Source organism: Acinetobacter sp. EKM10A (genome assembly GCF_011075215.1).
Classification (GTDB): Bacteria; Pseudomonadota; Gammaproteobacteria; order Pseudomonadales; family Moraxellaceae; genus Acinetobacter; species Acinetobacter baumannii.
On record NZ_JAALLK010000013.1, the window covers coordinates 1 to 15,653 of the forward strand.

18 protein-coding genes are annotated in these 15,653 nt (G+C 38.8%); 7 read left to right on the plus strand and 11 right to left on the minus strand.

From position 1 onward, the window contains the following. Nucleotides 1-256: 256 nt before the first annotated feature. On the minus strand, nt 257-1,630 hold the full coding sequence (locus tag G9371_RS14640; RefSeq protein ID WP_029424658.1) for a dihydrolipoyl dehydrogenase: 1,374 nt from the start codon (nt 1,628-1,630) through the stop codon (nt 257-259). 147 nt (nt 1,631-1,777) lie between these two features. Between G9371_RS14640 and G9371_RS14645 the strand changes: the two genes are divergently transcribed. Then, nucleotides 1,778-3,253 (plus strand): hypothetical protein, encoded by a 1,476-nt coding sequence (locus G9371_RS14645; protein ID WP_029424657.1) that lies wholly within the window; start codon nt 1,778-1,780, stop codon nt 3,251-3,253. Between the two features lie 286 nt (nt 3,254-3,539). Here G9371_RS14645 and G9371_RS14650 read toward each other — a convergent pair whose 3' ends face one another. After that, a complete protein-coding gene (locus tag G9371_RS14650; protein ID WP_001293924.1) occupies nt 3,540-3,875 on the minus strand; it encodes a TIGR01244 family sulfur transferase in 336 nt (111 codons plus the stop codon). Between the two features lie 192 nt (nt 3,876-4,067). Between G9371_RS14650 and G9371_RS14655 the strand changes: the two genes are divergently transcribed. The 3 genes from G9371_RS14655 to G9371_RS14665 are packed head-to-tail and all read left to right on the plus strand — an operon-like array spanning nt 4,068 to nt 5,826. Then, complete coding sequence (locus G9371_RS14655) at nt 4,068-4,964, plus strand: alpha/beta hydrolase (RefSeq protein WP_000543478.1); 897 nt, start codon at nt 4,068-4,070, stop codon at nt 4,962-4,964. Next, nucleotides 4,965-5,402: a thioredoxin TrxC gene (gene trxC / locus G9371_RS14660; RefSeq protein WP_000587649.1), complete on the plus strand. Its 438-nt coding sequence runs from the start codon at nt 4,965-4,967 to the stop codon at nt 5,400-5,402. A gap of 1 nt (nt 5,403) precedes the next feature. Beyond that, complete coding sequence (locus tag G9371_RS14665) at nt 5,404-5,826, plus strand: acyl-CoA thioesterase (RefSeq protein ID WP_029424656.1); 423 nt, start codon at nt 5,404-5,406, stop codon at nt 5,824-5,826. A 39-nt stretch (nt 5,827-5,865) separates the two neighbouring features. On the opposite strand, the gene G9371_RS14670 is transcribed toward G9371_RS14665, so the two are convergent. Further along, the gene (locus tag G9371_RS14670) at nt 5,866-6,360 is read right to left on the minus strand and encodes a DUF4442 domain-containing protein (RefSeq protein WP_000083564.1); all 495 of its coding nucleotides are present in this window, start codon (nt 6,358-6,360) and stop codon (nt 5,866-5,868) included. A gap of 35 nt (nt 6,361-6,395) precedes the next feature. Beyond that, nucleotides 6,396-6,884, minus strand: a complete 489-nt coding sequence (locus G9371_RS14675) for a YajQ family cyclic di-GMP-binding protein (protein ID WP_001138893.1) — start codon at nt 6,882-6,884, stop codon at nt 6,396-6,398. A 91-nt stretch (nt 6,885-6,975) separates the two neighbouring features. Here G9371_RS14675 and G9371_RS14680 point away from each other — a divergent pair, with 91 nt between their 5' ends. Then, complete coding sequence (locus G9371_RS14680; protein ID WP_000619820.1) at nt 6,976-7,290, plus strand: rhodanese-like domain-containing protein; 315 nt, start codon at nt 6,976-6,978, stop codon at nt 7,288-7,290. Between the two features lie 51 nt (nt 7,291-7,341). On the opposite strand, the gene mnmC is transcribed toward G9371_RS14680, so the two are convergent. Genes mnmC through G9371_RS14700 form a run of 4 tightly spaced genes read right to left on the minus strand, consistent with a single transcriptional unit; the run spans nt 7,342 to nt 10,672 of the window. Then, a complete protein-coding gene (mnmC, locus tag G9371_RS14685; protein ID WP_029424655.1) occupies nt 7,342-9,213 on the minus strand; it encodes an FAD-dependent 5-carboxymethylaminomethyl-2-thiouridine(34) oxidoreductase MnmC in 1,872 nt (623 codons plus the stop codon). Between the two features lie 23 nt (nt 9,214-9,236). Then, a complete protein-coding gene (locus tag G9371_RS14690; RefSeq protein ID WP_029424654.1) occupies nt 9,237-9,716 on the minus strand; it encodes a hypothetical protein in 480 nt (159 codons plus the stop codon). 4 nt (nt 9,717-9,720) lie between these two features. Further along, nucleotides 9,721-10,023 carry a YciI family protein gene (locus G9371_RS14695; protein WP_001115787.1) on the minus strand — a complete coding sequence of 101 codons (303 nt, stop codon included), beginning with the start codon at nt 10,021-10,023 and terminating at the stop codon, nt 9,721-9,723. Between the two features lie 34 nt (nt 10,024-10,057). After that, nucleotides 10,058-10,672 carry a septation protein IspZ gene (locus tag G9371_RS14700; RefSeq protein WP_000645707.1) on the minus strand — a complete coding sequence of 205 codons (615 nt, stop codon included), beginning with the start codon at nt 10,670-10,672 and terminating at the stop codon, nt 10,058-10,060. A gap of 44 nt (nt 10,673-10,716) precedes the next feature. Between G9371_RS14700 and G9371_RS14705 the strand changes: the two genes are divergently transcribed. Beyond that, nucleotides 10,717-11,568 carry a PHP domain-containing protein gene (locus G9371_RS14705; RefSeq protein WP_002061436.1) on the plus strand — a complete coding sequence of 284 codons (852 nt, stop codon included), beginning with the start codon at nt 10,717-10,719 and terminating at the stop codon, nt 11,566-11,568. A 7-nt stretch (nt 11,569-11,575) separates the two neighbouring features. On the opposite strand, the gene G9371_RS14710 is transcribed toward G9371_RS14705, so the two are convergent. Both G9371_RS14710 and radC read right to left on the minus strand, forming a co-directional pair. After that, nucleotides 11,576-12,487 (minus strand): bestrophin family protein, encoded by a 912-nt coding sequence (locus G9371_RS14710; RefSeq protein ID WP_000637023.1) that lies wholly within the window; start codon nt 12,485-12,487, stop codon nt 11,576-11,578. 61 nt (nt 12,488-12,548) lie between these two features. Next, nucleotides 12,549-13,268, minus strand: coding sequence for a RadC family protein (gene radC, locus G9371_RS14715; RefSeq protein ID WP_085920667.1), 720 nt, complete (start codon nt 13,266-13,268; stop codon nt 12,549-12,551). Nucleotides 13,269-13,368: 100 nt separating this feature from the next. On the opposite strand from radC, the gene coaBC reads away from it, so the two are divergent. Continuing rightward, nucleotides 13,369-14,622 (plus strand): bifunctional phosphopantothenoylcysteine decarboxylase/phosphopantothenate--cysteine ligase CoaBC, encoded by a 1,254-nt coding sequence (gene coaBC / locus G9371_RS14720; RefSeq protein ID WP_000006960.1) that lies wholly within the window; start codon nt 13,369-13,371, stop codon nt 14,620-14,622. A 64-nt stretch (nt 14,623-14,686) separates the two neighbouring features. Here coaBC and secF read toward each other — a convergent pair whose 3' ends face one another. After that, nucleotides 14,687-15,652, minus strand: coding sequence for a protein translocase subunit SecF (gene secF / locus G9371_RS14725; protein ID WP_001984787.1), 966 nt, complete (start codon nt 15,650-15,652; stop codon nt 14,687-14,689). Nucleotide 15,653: the final 1 nt, after the last annotated feature.

The following is a 15,653-nucleotide window of genomic DNA, read 5'->3' on the forward strand; positions in this document are numbered from 1 at the left end:
AACCTCTTAGCGCTGATGGTAGTGTGGGATTACCCATGTGAGAGTAAGTCATCGCCAGCTCATTATTCTAAACACCCTCAACCATTGGTTGGGGGTGTTTTTTTGGGGGTAAAAAGTGGTTAGGGAATAAAAATAAACTGTGTATTATCTAGCTGAACAAATTTAGCCTCAATCAAGCAAAAATGTAGCACTCAACATAAGAAGGCTTCTTGAAGTATAAAGAGCTAACTTTGCAAGAGAGCTCTTTTAATAATAATTATTTCAATTGCCTGCGAGCATGTTTAAGAGCAGTACGCAGGCCTTCTTCTAGTGTTGGATGATAAAAAGGTTTCTCTAAAATATCATTTAAAGTTAGTTCTTCTCCAATAATCCAGCTTAATAGATGAGCCATATGTTCTGTAGCTTCGGTAAATAACTCTGCACCAAGCAATTTCTGACTTTCTCGCTCTATATAAACTTCAATAGCACCCTTATTTTTCCCGAGTACGATAGCTCTACCTTGTCTTTCATAAGATGCTTCGCCTGTGACAAAATCAACTCCATCATCTTTAAGTTGTTTATAACTTTGTCCCACAATTGCCATTTCTGGATGGCTAAATACAATTCCTAAGGGAGGGAGAGTCTTAACTGAATTAAGCTGTGGATAATTCAAACAGTTATGAACAACTTTTTTACCTTCATGGGCAGCTTCATGTTGTAAAGGGGTAGAAGTGTATGCATCACCAGCAATAAAAATTGGATAGTTATCTAGTTGTTTAGTTTTTGCATTTACAGGTAGTAATTTAATATCTTTAAAAGACTTATCAATATTTTCTAACTTTAGCGTGTCAAGTAAGCTCGAACGACCTGTTGCAGATAACACGTACTCAGTCTGGATAGACTCCTCTTTTTCATTAATTTTATAATTCAATATAACACCATCAGAAGTAGATTTAACCTCATGAGGCAATGTCTCAAATAAAAAATTTAACTCTTTACTCAGTTCTTCTTGAGCGAGTTGTTGTAGCTTAGGACTAGTAAATATCCCAATTCTTTTACTACGAGCAAATATAGTGGTTTCTACACCCAAACGATGCATGGCTTGGGCAATTTCTAGGGCAATTACTCCACTTCCAATAATAGCGATAGACTTGGGTAGGGTGTTTAATTCAAATATTTGATCTGTAGTAATAAGACGATCATCTAATTCTTGTTTCCAAGTTTGATCATAATTAGGTGTAGAGCCTACTGCTAAAATAAAACTTTTTGACTGATACCGTTTACCATTTACTTCAATAGTTTTTGCATCAATAAAATGAGCTTTACCCGAAATTTTATGTTCAGTGGGCCATTGTTCGACATCTTTAACTGTGGCCTTAGTAAAACGATCACGTAAGGTTCTCACATGCTCCATAACCTGATCAGTACTAATATCTGCTGAAGCACTCAGCCCAACCTCTTGAGCATTTTGTATATCATGCATACGGTTTGCAGTAGAGATTAAGACTTTACTTGGCATACACCCTACACGTGCGCAAGTGGTATCCCATGGTCCATCATTTATAATTAAAATATTGTTGGTATGTTTAACGGCTTCTTTGTATGCGCTAATACCAGCAGTACCTGCGCCAATGATGATAATATCGAACATTATAAATTCCAATATCTATAAGTTTTTCACTTAATAAGTTACATAATAAAACTCAATGTAATTTATGTTTACAGAGTATGGTGAATATGATTACACTAATAATATAAATAATTAAAAAATCTTATACCTTTAGGAAAGATTGGGGAAATGAAAATTATGTATAAAAAACAACTTACCTTAAAGTTGTCGGCTATTGCTGTGTCAATTATGTTAGCAAGTTGTGGCGGGGGAGGCGGTGATGGCTATTACCAGAATGGTTCATCAAATAACTCATCATCTGGAAGTAATAATAGCGGATCTCAGCAAGCGACTGCTACAGCTTTAAAGATAGAACTAGATAAATTATCAGTTGCCGCAACGAATGATACTTTAACTGTTACTGTTAGAGCTTTAGATAAGAATAAAGGCGGTGTTGCTGGTGCTAATGTCACTTTGGAATTAGATGATCCAACAAATAACGTATCTATAGAAGGCGTATCTACTCAAACTACTGATGCGGCAGGTAATGCTATATACATTATAAAAACACCAAAAACATCGAGTTCGATAAATGAGTTGGTGAAAAATGGTTTTAAATTAAAAGTCTCTACGAATAATGGTACGCTTACTCAAGAACAGACAGTGACAGTAACAGGTAGCAACAGTACTGTCGAAGCTGATACTACGAGTATTGTATTGTTTGATGCTACAAAAACCTCTCTAAATGTTAGAGGTGATCAAACAACCGTCACATTAACAGCTGTAGATGCAAATGGTGCAACTTTAGCAAACCAAGCGATTACACTTAAAGTTAGAAATTCAGTTTTAAATGGTGTCAAATTTACTCCTAATGCGACACAAACTGATGTAAATGGTCAAATCACCTATACTTTATCTTTTAGTGAAAATCAAAGAACCTCATTATATAGTGCTGGTCAGTTCGTAACAGATGATCTTGTTTTAGAAGCAAACTTTGGCCAATCTACAAAAATTTATACTTATAAACTTGATGTGGTTAATTCTGATGTACCAGTAGCAGTAGGCGCTATTGCCGTAGCATATAATCCGACCACAATGGAAGATTCAAGTGATGGAGTCTACTACTATAAAAATATTTCAGTACAAGTGACTGATGTGGATGGTAAACCGATACCCAATCAAGATGTAGTCATGGGCGTTAATGCTCTTGCGTATTATAAGGGTCGATATGGGTTTGTTGATACTTCTAATCCAACTGATGGTAAACCAGATGAATATCTTCCTGTTATTAGAGCAGCCTGTACATCACCAGTCCAAGCTGTAAATGTGAATGGGGACGTTATTAATCAATTAAAGCCGCTTAAAGAAAATTCTACAGTCCAAGTTGTATCGTATATCAACAGTGCAGGTACCGCTGCAACCAATAATAAATATACGACAGATGCAAATGGACGTTTTGATCTTAAAATTCAATATCCTAAAATTTATGCATCGTGGTTAACTGTTCAGTTAACGGCTAAATCTACAGTTTCGGGAAGTTTAATTAAGGGTTCTACATCCTTAACTTTAGGTTATTTAACTAAAGATGTCAGCCTTACGGATCTTAATGGTCCAAATATGGAAAGTCCATATGGAATAGATCCAGACTGTTCAAATGGTAATTAATATAAAAAGAAGCAGCCTTTGAGCTGCTTCTTTTTTAGAGTTGTGTTCCCATACTTACCCCGACAGTAGGGCGTACTTGCATAGATGAACACGCGCTGAGAATAAGGCAGCTTACTAATAACAAAATCAATTTATTCATAAAATAACTAAGAAAATAAAAAGTAACTTAACTACTTTAGCTGAAGACTGTTTGTATATCTGTTGAATTGATGCAGTTGTATATATTTTTTATTAAAAAAAGCTCTATCTTTAAATAAAAATAGAGCTTATGAATTTATTTATTCATTTAATCATCTAACAAATCCATTTGTTTGGCTAATTGATAAAGATTGTTTGAACGGTTTCCAGTACGGCAGAACATGAGAACCGGTTTCGGAAGTTCATTATAGTGATTTGCAAAAGTACGAACATCAAGTTCAGTAATTTGGCCAGCTACAACAGGCTGATAAACATAATCTAGGCCAGCTTGGCGTGCTGCTTCTTCAATTTGAGCACTGGTAGGTTGTTCCGGACCACCTTCCATGTCAGGACGGTTATTAATAATAGATTTAAAGCCTTTTTCTACAACTTGACCCACATGTTCTGGGCCAATTTGACCTGCGAAACCAACATTCTCTGACATTTCGTCACTCCAAAATTTAATAAAACCTCTTATGCTGTATCATAGCATTAAGCTTAACCTGAGATACAAGACACTAAAACGTTGTTCCTACATAGACAAAATTTATGTAAAAGAACAGCTCTAGATTTTTAAAAGGCGATCAGGATGTTTTTTGTAAATTCATTACTTCGACCATAATGCCACGGAGCACATATGCACGCTTATACGGTTGAGCCTTTATATGTTCCATGTGATCAGGAAATGATCGCAGCTGACTTTTATATTCCAAAAACAAATAATAAATCTGCGGTAATTATCATGGCACATGGTTTTGCCGGATTGCGTCAATTCAAACTCATTCAATATGCCCAGCGTTTTGCTCAAGCTGGCTATGCGGTTATTTTATTTGATTACCGATATTGGGGTGGAAGTACAGGTAAGCCCCGAGAGATGATTTCTATCAACTCTCAACTAGAAGACTGGAAGACCATGATCCAATATGCTTCTACGTGTAAATTTATAGATAACCGAAGAATTGTATTGTGGGGAACATCCTTAAGTGGGGGATATGCTTTAAGCCTAGCTTCAGAATTAAAGAATATTCAGGCCATTATGGTACAAATTCCATATGTTGATGGCGCGGAAACAGCAAAATTATATCCACTACAGCGTTATCCCCAAGCTTTAAAGTTGTCGAGCCAAGATTATATGGGTTCAAAAATGGGCCTTAACCCTAAAAGGTTGCCTGTGGTAGATCAATATAAATTGTGCTTTATGCCAACAGCAGATAGCTATTATGGTTATTTATCGATTGTGAATCCGGATTATTACTGGAGTGGAGAAGTCCCGGCACGCGTGTTTTTTAATTTGATGCGTTATCGCCCAATTCAACTTGTACGTCAAATTAATATTCCAGTTTTATTTATTGCGGCTCAGCATGATTCTTTGATTCCAATTGAGTCTAGTCGTGAAGCTGCGACTAATATTGCTCCTTTTGTGAGTTATCATGAATGGGATATGAAACATTTTGATATCTATCACGGTTCATGGTTTGAAAAAGCAGTGACGACCCAATTAGAATTTTTACATCAGCATATAGGAGTGATGTAAATGATTATTGTATGTGCATCGTGCGGTGCAAAAAATAGAGTACCAGAGGAAAAACTTACCGCTCAACCGAGTTGTGGACAATGTCATCAGCCATTACTCCCGCTTGCGCCAATTGAGTTAAATGAACAAAACTTTAGCAACTACATCACAAATAGTGATCTGCCTATTTTGATAGATTTATGGGCAGAATGGTGCGGACCTTGTAAAATGATGGCGCCACATTTTGCACAAGTTGCAAAACAAAATCCACGTGTCATTTTTGCCAAGATTAATACCGAAGAGTCTCCTCGCTTAAGCCAAGCATTTAATGTGAGAAGTATTCCTACCCTTGTATTAATGAATAAAACCACAGAAGTTGCTCGAATGAGCGGCGCATTACGCGCGCCTGAATTGCAACAGTGGCTAGATCAACAACTTCAAACGAATTTCGGGAGCTAAGGTGTCAGAAGCTTATACCAAACCAGAAGGAATTTTATCCTTACAAACGATTGCCATGCCAGCAGATACAAACTGGAGTGGTGATGTGTTTGGTGGGTGGATCGTGTCACAAATGGACTTGGCTGGAGCAATTCACGCGGAGCGTTTTAGTCGTGGTCGCTGTGCTACGATTTCCATTAATCAGATGACCTTTTTGGTTCCGGTAAAAGTAGGCTTTGTCATTAGCTGCTATACCAAAATCCTAAAAGTGGGTAATACCTCTATTCAAATGCAAATTGAAGTTTGGGATAGTCATGATGACTCTCGTGAACCAATTCGTATTACCGAAGGGGTCTTTACCTTTGTTGCAGTAGATGTAAAAGGCAACAAACGTCAGATTCCTGAGGAAGCGAAACAGAAATTTCTTGCCTCTCAACAATCGTAATAAAAAAGCCCAAATTTGAATTTGGGCTTTTTTATATCTTTATTTCTTACGTTTAGGTAACCATGCCCATAACATTTGGCATTGAATCGGTTCATTACCTGCATCATCAATGACCGTAACTGGAATAACAAGTTCACCTTTCTCATGATCAGCAATATATTTTTGCTGTTCGGTAGAGAGAGTCGCTGTTGCTGTTAAACCACCTTCAACCACTTTTAAATAATCAACATGTAATGATTTGATTAATAAAATACGGTTATCTGGAATATGTAAACCCGTTAGAAAACCTGTTGCAGTTTCTGCTAAAAGTGCCATAGCCGCAGCATGGACTCCTTTAATATGGTTCTGCATATTTTTTTGATTCTCTAAGCGAACCATCACATGGTTTACATCTACTTCCAGATAGCGAATATTTGCTGTACCCACCATTGGCACAATGCGGCCAAATGCCTTACTCCAAAGCGTACTCCGAATACCTTTAGGGAATTTTGAAGTTGCTTTTACCAGTTTTAATAGACGATTGGATTGAGACATGGGATTACCTTAATTGGGAATGTCATGCTAAGACATTAATCTTTAAAGTTATTAAATTGTAATGGCAGACCAAATTGTTGTTCACGTAAAAAAGCCATCACTTGTTGTAAAGTGTCACGCTTTTTATCAGTTACACGGATTTTGTCGCCTTGAATAGATGATTGCACTTTGATGCCACTTTCTTTAATGGCTTTATTAATTTTTTTTGCTGTATCAGAGTCAAGGCCATCTTTTAGTTTAATCACTTGTACAAAATTTTTGCCTGATGCTGTTGCTTTCTGAGGGTCAAGCGCTTGCACATCAATTTTACGTTTATAAAAGTGATTTTCTAACATGTTATAAACTTGTTCACACTGGAAATCACTTTCTGTACTGATTTTTATCTCTTTATTTTTTTCATTTAATTCGATAGAAACATCATGACCACGGAAGTCAAAACGTGTTGCAATCTCTTTTTGGGTGTTTTGTACAGCGTGATTAACTTCAAATAACTCTAATTCGGAAACAATATCGAAAGAAGGCATAGTTTAGACCTTTACAAAGTGAAAGAATATTTGAGATGCTAAGAGGGTTTTCTTCATTTGCCAAGTGTTGTTTACATCAAAGGAGTGCACAATGATCCGTAAACAAGAAATTACAACATTTGAGTTCCCAGAAAATGCTGTTATCTGGGATGTCCGTGATTCAAGTGCTTATGCAGAAGGGCATGTTAAAGGTGCGGTAAGCCGCCCAATTAATGATTTAAATGCTGATATTTTGAACCAGGTCGCTGCGGATCAGCCGATTTATATTTTATGTGGTGGTGGTAGCAAAGCTCCTCGTGCAGCTGAGAAACTAGAAGGCTTAGATGCCTCGCGTGAATATGTCGTGCTGATGGGAGGGACGCGTGCAGCTCGTGACGCAGGTTTACCTCTAGAGCAGGGCGCATAAAAAAAGCACCTTCGGGTGCTTTTTTATTGGGACCAAATTTTCTCAAGTGCACTATTGAGATTTAAAATAAGGTTTCTTAGGTTTAACTTTCTTTTGAAAACGTTGGGCATCTAATTTCTGTAATAGGCTTTTGGGAACAGGACAAGCTTCTCCTAAAATTTGGGCCACTAAAACTTCACTACAAAGCGGTGCAAATAAAAAGCCCTTTGAGCCTAAACCTGCAAAAGTAGAAATACGGCTTTCCTTCTGCATTTTTCCCACAAGTGGAAAATAATCTGGACTTTGAGCGCGAACTGATGCTCGTCCTTGCCATTGTTCGACTGGCGGTAATTGTTTTGCATAATGAGGAAAAATGCTGTGGATTAATTCAAAGTTATGCACATGGTCATCAAGCAGTACTTCTTGATCGTCTCGGTTTGGGTAGAAAGAAGCCCCTAGAATAAGTTCAGACATATTCAGTTGCATACAATAACCGCCATAGCTATAGGCTTCGTTTAAAGGTAAGGTTGCAAAAGAATTATCAACCCAGCTCACCTGTCCACGTATAGGTTTTAATAGCGGATAATTTTCAAATAAAGCAGCACTTTCTCTGGCGCAGCACACCACGACATGATCAGCCTCTAAAGTAGTTTCATTACCACTTTTTAATTGAACTTTATTTTCAAAAGAAACAAATGTCGTAATATTGGCAATTTTCAGTTCAATACCTGGATGTTGCAAAATTTCATCACGTAATTGGTGCGGAGAAACTGCTCCAGCTTCGGTCAACAAAATATGTGGATATTCTGATTCAAGTGAGCTTGTTTGCTGTGTGACAATATCAGCAGGATATTGATTAGTAAGATCGAGAAGATCTTGTGCATTTTTTAAAGCCATTTGCTGTATTTGAATGGGACGAAAGGCTTGAAAATTTTTATAGAAATTTAACGCATGTTGCCAGCTTAAAGTCATGAGATGCTCATGGCTTTGTTCAATTGGGCATAGTTTCGGATTAAGTAATGCCAACGGATTGCCAGAAGCACCTGATAACGGCGCTGTACGCTCAAATAGAGTGACCTGATGCCCACGTTGAGCAAATGCCCAAGCTGTGCTTAAACCTGCAATCCCAGCGCCAATTACGGCGATACGCTGCTGAGTAAATTGGAAAGTATCGCTAACTGGTTCTAATAAAATTTCTTCACTTACAGGTGCTTTCCAAACGGCTTTAAGCATTTCCCGTTTATGCCCAAAACCGCGAGGACGAGAAATATCGATTCCGTGAGCCTTTAGTCCACGTTTGAGGACACCAGCTACACTAAATGAGGCAAAGGTAGTGCCATAGTTGGAAAGCCGAACAATATTATTTAAAACATTTTGTTCCCACATGTCCGGATTACAAGAAGGCGCAAAACCATCCAGAAACCAAGCATTCACTGCCTTCGTTTTTACCATACTTGGAAAAATATCTTGTGCATCTCCTAACCATAGGTCGATGCTGAAGCGCTCTTCTGGAAAACTTAAACGATGGCAGCCTGCAAGAGGTAAGGGATATTGCTCAATAAGTTGTTTGGAAAACGGTTTAAGTTCATCCCATACATTTAAAGCACGAATGAGATCAGCTTTGCTTAAAGGAAACTTTTCGACGCTAATTGCATGTAAATGACTGTGGTTATTTGGACGTACTTGTTGCCATAGTTGCCAGAGTGCAAGAATATTTAAACCAGTGCCGAACCCAGTTTCTCCTACACTGAAATATTCAAAATCTTGTAAATTGGCTAATCGTTCTGATAGGTCATTGCCATTTAAAAATACATGCCGTGTTTCAAGCAGACCATTATCTTTAGAAAAATAGACATCACCAAATTGTTTGGAAATGGGAACTTCAATACTATCAATAGATTCCCAATCCAGCTCAGCAGTTTGTATACGGTTTGATTTGTTCATTCGGTTTAATAAGTCGCTCAGGATTACCACTGACGTCGACGTTTGGTGTAAACATAACTCGCAATAAAGAAGCCAAGCAGTACGCCACCTGCAAGAGTTACTGCGCCATATAAGAACATTTGAGCACTACGTTCACTTTGTAAAACTTGTACCTGAACAGACAAGTTATCGTTCTTTAGCTGCAATTCTTGGTTTTGTGCTAGCGCTTCAAGATTTGCATGTTCTAGCTGTTTTAGACGAGATGCTTGATCTTGAACTAAAGCCTTAATTTTTGCATCTTGCTGTTGCTTGTTCTTTGCGATTTGTTCTGCTGTAAGCGGTTGTGTTGAGGTTGGTACTGTTGTAGTCGCGGGTTTAGCTACAGTTGCAGAAGTAGGTGCTGGTTTAGCATTCTGTGTTGACGCTGCAGTTGGAAGCGTTGCTGGTGTCGCAGCAGGTTCAACTGCTCCGGCAGTTGAACATATCAAACACAAGCCAAGAAAGCTTTTGGTTGCAAGCTGCATGCGTTTACCCTTTTGGAAATGCTTTATTAAATGGTTTGACATCAACATGACTATAGATGCCTTCTTTCAAAAATGGTTCTTCTTTTAACCATTCATCTAAAGCTTCACGTGTATCAAACTCTACAATCATGGTGCTGCCATAAAAACCAGCTTGCGGGTCATTAGGGTCTTTTGGCATCGCTCCAGCAGCAACTAGACGACCTTCATCATCAAGTTTTTGCAAACGTTCGATATGTTGAGGACGTACTGCTAAACGTTTCTCTAGAGTTCCTTCGTTATCGGTACAGCTTAGAACAAAAAAAGGCATGTCATCGTATCTCTATAATCAATCCGAAACCACATTAAGCATCTGGTGACTTAAAATGTTTACGTAAAATAATGAACTGAATAATGATAAATGAAAACATGACAATCATGTCACCAAATGCAGTAAATTCGCCCCAATATTTTCCGCCGTGGAATAAAAACGCAAAGAAAACATGTAAACCAGACATCACGACAAACATAGCTGCCCAAGCAAAGTTTAAATTTTTCCAACCTTTTTCACTTAAGGCTAAAATCGGATCAAATAAACGTTGAATAAGGGGCTTACGGTCTTTACCAAACCAAGGTGAAACTAAGAAAGCACCTGCAAAAACTAGATTCAAAATAGCGGCTTTTAAGCGGATGTAAAAATCATCGCTCAACATAAGGGTAATACCACCAAAAATGACTGTCATGAACAGCACAATCCATTGTTGTTTATCTAGACGGAACTTTTGCATGATGAACAACGCACCATACACTACCAGCATTGAAATAATTAAACCGGTAGTAGCAACAAGAATATTATTATTATCAACACCGCCAGCAGACCCGATCAGTTTGAGTAAAGGATGCTGTGTATCGGCTGGATCAACTGTCTTATATAAATAAAAGAAAATAATTAATGGAACAAAGTCCAGTAGTGCTTTCATGTTAGAGTATCTGATCAGGTTTGGTGAATGGCATAGTATAAAAGATGCAAGGCATAGATTTACATACACATAGCAATATTTCTGATGGAACTTTGTCTCCGGAATTGCTAGTGCAAGCTGCTGTCGATGTGAAGTTGCATACTTTAGCGCTAACCGATCACGATACAATGGATGGATTGCAGCGTGCAAGAAATGCTGCACAACCCCATGATTTGCAAATTATTTCTGGCGTGGAGATTTCAAGCCAGTGGTCACGACCAAGCACGAAAAAAAGCTATGGCGTACATATTGTGGCTTTAAATATGCAAGATGAAGCTCCAATTTTAGAAGCATTAGAACAACAAAAAAGAATTAGGGCACAAAGAGCAGAAGTTATTTGTGAACTATTAAAAAAGTGTATTGGCTTTGATATTTATCAAGATGTGCTCGATAAAGTTGAAAATCAACCAGACCGGATTACCAGAACCCATATTGCTAAAACCTTAGTTGAAAAGAATGTAGTAAGTCGTCCTCAACAAGCTTTTGATCGTTTTTTAAAAGAAGGGAAGCGTGCTTTTGTAAAGTTTGAAGGATTGGGTTTAAAAGAAACCATTGAGGTTATTCATAACAGTAAAGGATTTGCAGTTTTAGCTCATCCAACCCGTTATGATTTATCGGCTACAAATACCCGGTATTTGATTGAGTTATTTGCAAGTTGTGGTGGAGATGCGGTGGAGTTGCCGCCTCCAGTAGATCCTTTATCTACTCGCCAAATGATTGATCGTATGATTGACCAGCATCATTTGGCTATTTCAATTGGTAGCGATTTTCATGGTGAAAATATGCCGTGGATTAAATTAGGAAACACCCCTAAACCAGCGAGTAACCAGCAAGGCATTTGGGAGCGTTTTATCTAATTGCATTTTAGAGCAAGTTGTTATCTTGAGCTTGAATTGGAGGAGGTGTGGGCTTACCAAGTGTCCCCAAAAGCTCAATTTCGATACTACGTACCATAGCATCTAAAGGTAAATCATTACTTTGCGTGCCAAATGGTTCTTCAATTTCGGTACTTAAAGCATCAAGTCCTAAAAATGTATAAGCCAGAATTCCAACCAGTAAAGGCGTTGCTAAACCAAGCAAAGATCCTAAGCTAAACGGCAACATAAAACAGAAAAAATAAACAGTACGGTTAAGCAAAACTGAATAAGCAAACGGAATAGGAGTATTTGCAATACGGTCACAGCCAGTTTGTACGACACTTAGATCTGCAACATTCTTATTCATTTGAGCATAAATAATATCTGAAATTTCCCCTTCTTTAAGCGCTTGTAATAATTCCCATTGAATAAGGCTAAGCGTATATTGCGGTGCGTTATTCTGTTGGTAAAGTTGGGTCAATGCCTGTTGGCTCATGCCACTGGTTTGTATTAGCTCGGTGGGGTTGGCTGTTTGACGGCGTAAACGGTCACGTAACACATTGGCAAATACAATAACGTGCTGAATGACACGTTCACGGCGGGCTTGAGTTAAAATCCGGCAGTCACGGTCGAAATGTCGCGAAGTCGCAATCAGGACCCCCCATAATTTTCGGGCTTCCCACCAGCGGTCATAACATGCAGTATTCTTAAAACCTAAAAAAATAGAAAGTACGACACCAATTAAAGTAAAGCCAACTAAAGGAATTTCTGGAAAACGATAGAGGTTAATATATTCAACCCCACCAATGATTGCCGAAATCAGCATTACTACCCCTAAAGAGGGCAAAATTTTAGGTAATATCGTCCCTCGCCAAGAGAATAAAACTTTAAAAATACTGGGCTGTTCACGAACAATCATTTTATTTTAAACGTCGCTATTTTTGTTTTGATATTCTAAGCTTAGTGAAGCTTTGTCAATATCATTGAACGGCTATTGAAGTAGGGTTGAGCAGTTGTTGTTCAGCAAATGAAAAGCTACCTTCTGGCGAGATAATAAAATGGTCCAGTAAGCGAATTTCAACAAGCTGACAGGCCTGTTCAAGTTGCTGTGTGAGTTTAATATCTTCAGGAGAGGGCTGTGGGGAACCAAATGGGTGGTTATGTGCTATTACTAATTGGCAAGCGTGCTGTTGTAAGGCATAACGTAAGGTTTGATTCACTGAAACAGCGCAGTGTTGAACTGAACCAAAAAATAACTTTTTAAAATGTAGTTTTCTCAACTCGGCATCTAAGCAAAGTACGGCAAAGACTTCTTGTTTTTCACCTTTTAATTCGTAACGCAAATAATCTAGAACTAAATGAGAAGAATGAAGGCTTAGCTCAGTCTGACTAAAATGATAGTCGAGATAACGCCGTCCAAGCTCTTTTACGGCCAGTAATTGGGAATACTTGGTAGCTCCAATACCATTAAATTGAGCTAATTCATTGTAAGATGCATCGAAAACAGCGTTTAGACTACCAAACTGTTGAATCAGTAAACGTGCGAGCTCTACTGCTGAATGTTGACGTGAACCTGAGCGAAGAAAGATCGCGAGTAGTTCAGAGTCAGAAAGGCTTTGAGGGCCTTGTTGTAATAACCGTTCTCTTGGCCGTTCTTGTTCTGGCCAATTTTTAATAGAAGTATTCATATTCCCCAGCAAGATTCTGCTTAAAAATTTATTTTGTTTGCCCAATCAATCTTGGGTCTGCGCGTATTTAATGCTATTGTGAGCGCCACTGCAACAGAAAGGTATCCTGTTCGTGAGCTTTGATTTAAGTGTTATTCCTCATAAAAACATTGTTTTAGCTGTTACAGGTGGGATTGCTGCCTATAAGAGTGCCATTTTGGTCCGTCGTCTTAAAGATTATGGTTTTGACGTACGGGTTGTGATGACACACGGGGCTCAAGCATTTATTACACCTCTAACTTTTCAGGCTCTTTCAGGAAATCCTGTACATACCGAGCTTTTAGACCCTGAGGCTGAAGCTGGAATGGGCCATATTGAATTGGCTCGTTGGGCTGATTTATTACTGGTTGCTCCAGCAAGCTGTGACACATTAGCTAAGTTTGCTAATGGTTTGGCAGATGACTTACTCAGTACTTTATTTTTAGCAACTAAAGCGCCTGTGTGGGTCGCTCCTGCGATGAACCAGCAAATGTGGGCTGCAAAAGCAACTCAGCGTAATTTACAAACTCTGGTTGAAGATGGCGTGCATGTGATTATGCCAGATGCAGGGGAGCAGGCGTGTGGTGATGTAGGCTTAGGCCGTATGCCGGAACCGGAAGAAATTGCAAGGCAAGTGGCGGGTTATTTCCATCAAGCCCAACGTGCAATTGCTGAAAAATTTGGGTTGTTGGCAGGTAAGCGAGTTGTAATTACTGCTGGACCAACCCGTGAAGCGATTGACCCCGTTCGTTATATCTCAAATCATAGTACTGGAAAAATGGGCTTTGCTTTAGCTGCGGCATGTTATGCAGCAGGTGCAAAAGTCACGTTAATTGCTGGTCCCGTAAGTTTAGATACTCCAAACGGTGTTCAACGTGTAAATGTTGCTTCGGCTCGACAAATGTTAGATGTCAGTATGGAGTCGCTTGAGACTGGCTGTGACATCTTTATTGCGACAGCGGCTGTAGCTGATTATCGCGTCGCCGAAGTGGCAGAGCATAAAATTAAGAAAGCAGGGGATGAGCTGAATGTTTCCCTTGTAAAAAATCCGGATATTGTGGCAACGATTGCAGCTCAGGAAAAACGTCCATTTATGGTGGGCTTTGCTGCCGAAACGCGGAATGTTGAAGAATATGCAGCAGGGAAACTCGTTGCTAAAAAGCTAGATATGATTGCATGTAACGATGTTTCTCGCGCTGATATTGGCTTTGCTTCTGATGAAAATGCGATGACAGTATTTTTTGCTGAAAGTTACCATATGAAAAAACGTGAGTTAGAGAAAGCATCTAAGCAAGAAATTTCTCAGCAATTGGTTGAAGCTATTTCGGATGCATTACGCCGTAAATAATTTTTGAACCAAATAAAAAAACCGCGAATAAATCGCGGTTTTTTTTATAGTCTTATTTAGACAATCAAGGGATTTCATCTTCAAATTCAGGTTTGACCTGAACAATGAAGTCTTGACGGTTAAGACCACGCCATAAGGCAAATGCTGTACCGATATAAATCGAAGAGTAAGTACCGACAAAGACACCGACAAACATTGCAACAGAGAACCAGTGTAAGCCATCACCACCCAAGAACATCATTGCAAGTACTACGAGCAACAAGGTCATTGAGGTATGGATGGTACGACGTAAAGTCTCAGTTAACGCAATATCAACGATTTCACGTGGAGTTGCACCGCGAATTTTACGGAAATTTTCACGGATACGGTCTGAAACAACGATGTTATCGTTAAGCGAGAAACCAATCACCGCAAGTACCGCAGCTAAAACTGTTAGGTCAAATGGCCATTGGAATAAAGCAAATGCACCAATAATGATGATGATGTCATGGAATAAAGACATCACGGCACCCATTGCGAGTTTGAACTCAAAGCGAATGGTGACATAGATCAACATTAAAATCAGCGCAAGTGCAACAGCGCCAGCCGAACGAACATAAAGCTCGTTACCTACCTGACCACCTACAGAGTCCACTTTATGAACTTCTGCTGCATTGTTCGGTAATTGCACAGCTTTGGTAATGGCGTTATTAAGATCTTCAACCTTAATATCTTGCACTGGCATACGAACAAGTAAGTCTTTATTACTACCTAAAGTTTGTACTACAGCATCTTTAAAACCAGCTTTATCGAGAGCCTGAATAACTTCTGCCTGATTTGCTGGCTGAGCATAGTTAAGCTCAGCTGAAACACCACCTGTAAAATCCAAACCTAAGTTAAGACCTTTGGTCGCAATAAAGAAAATGCTCGCTAAAGTAATAAGGATCGAGAAGATTGCTGCAGGTTTAGCAATCTTCATGAACGGGATGATTTTTGCATCATCCGGACGACCATATTGTTTTGAAGGCTGTTGAGTCACTTTAGTCATCATA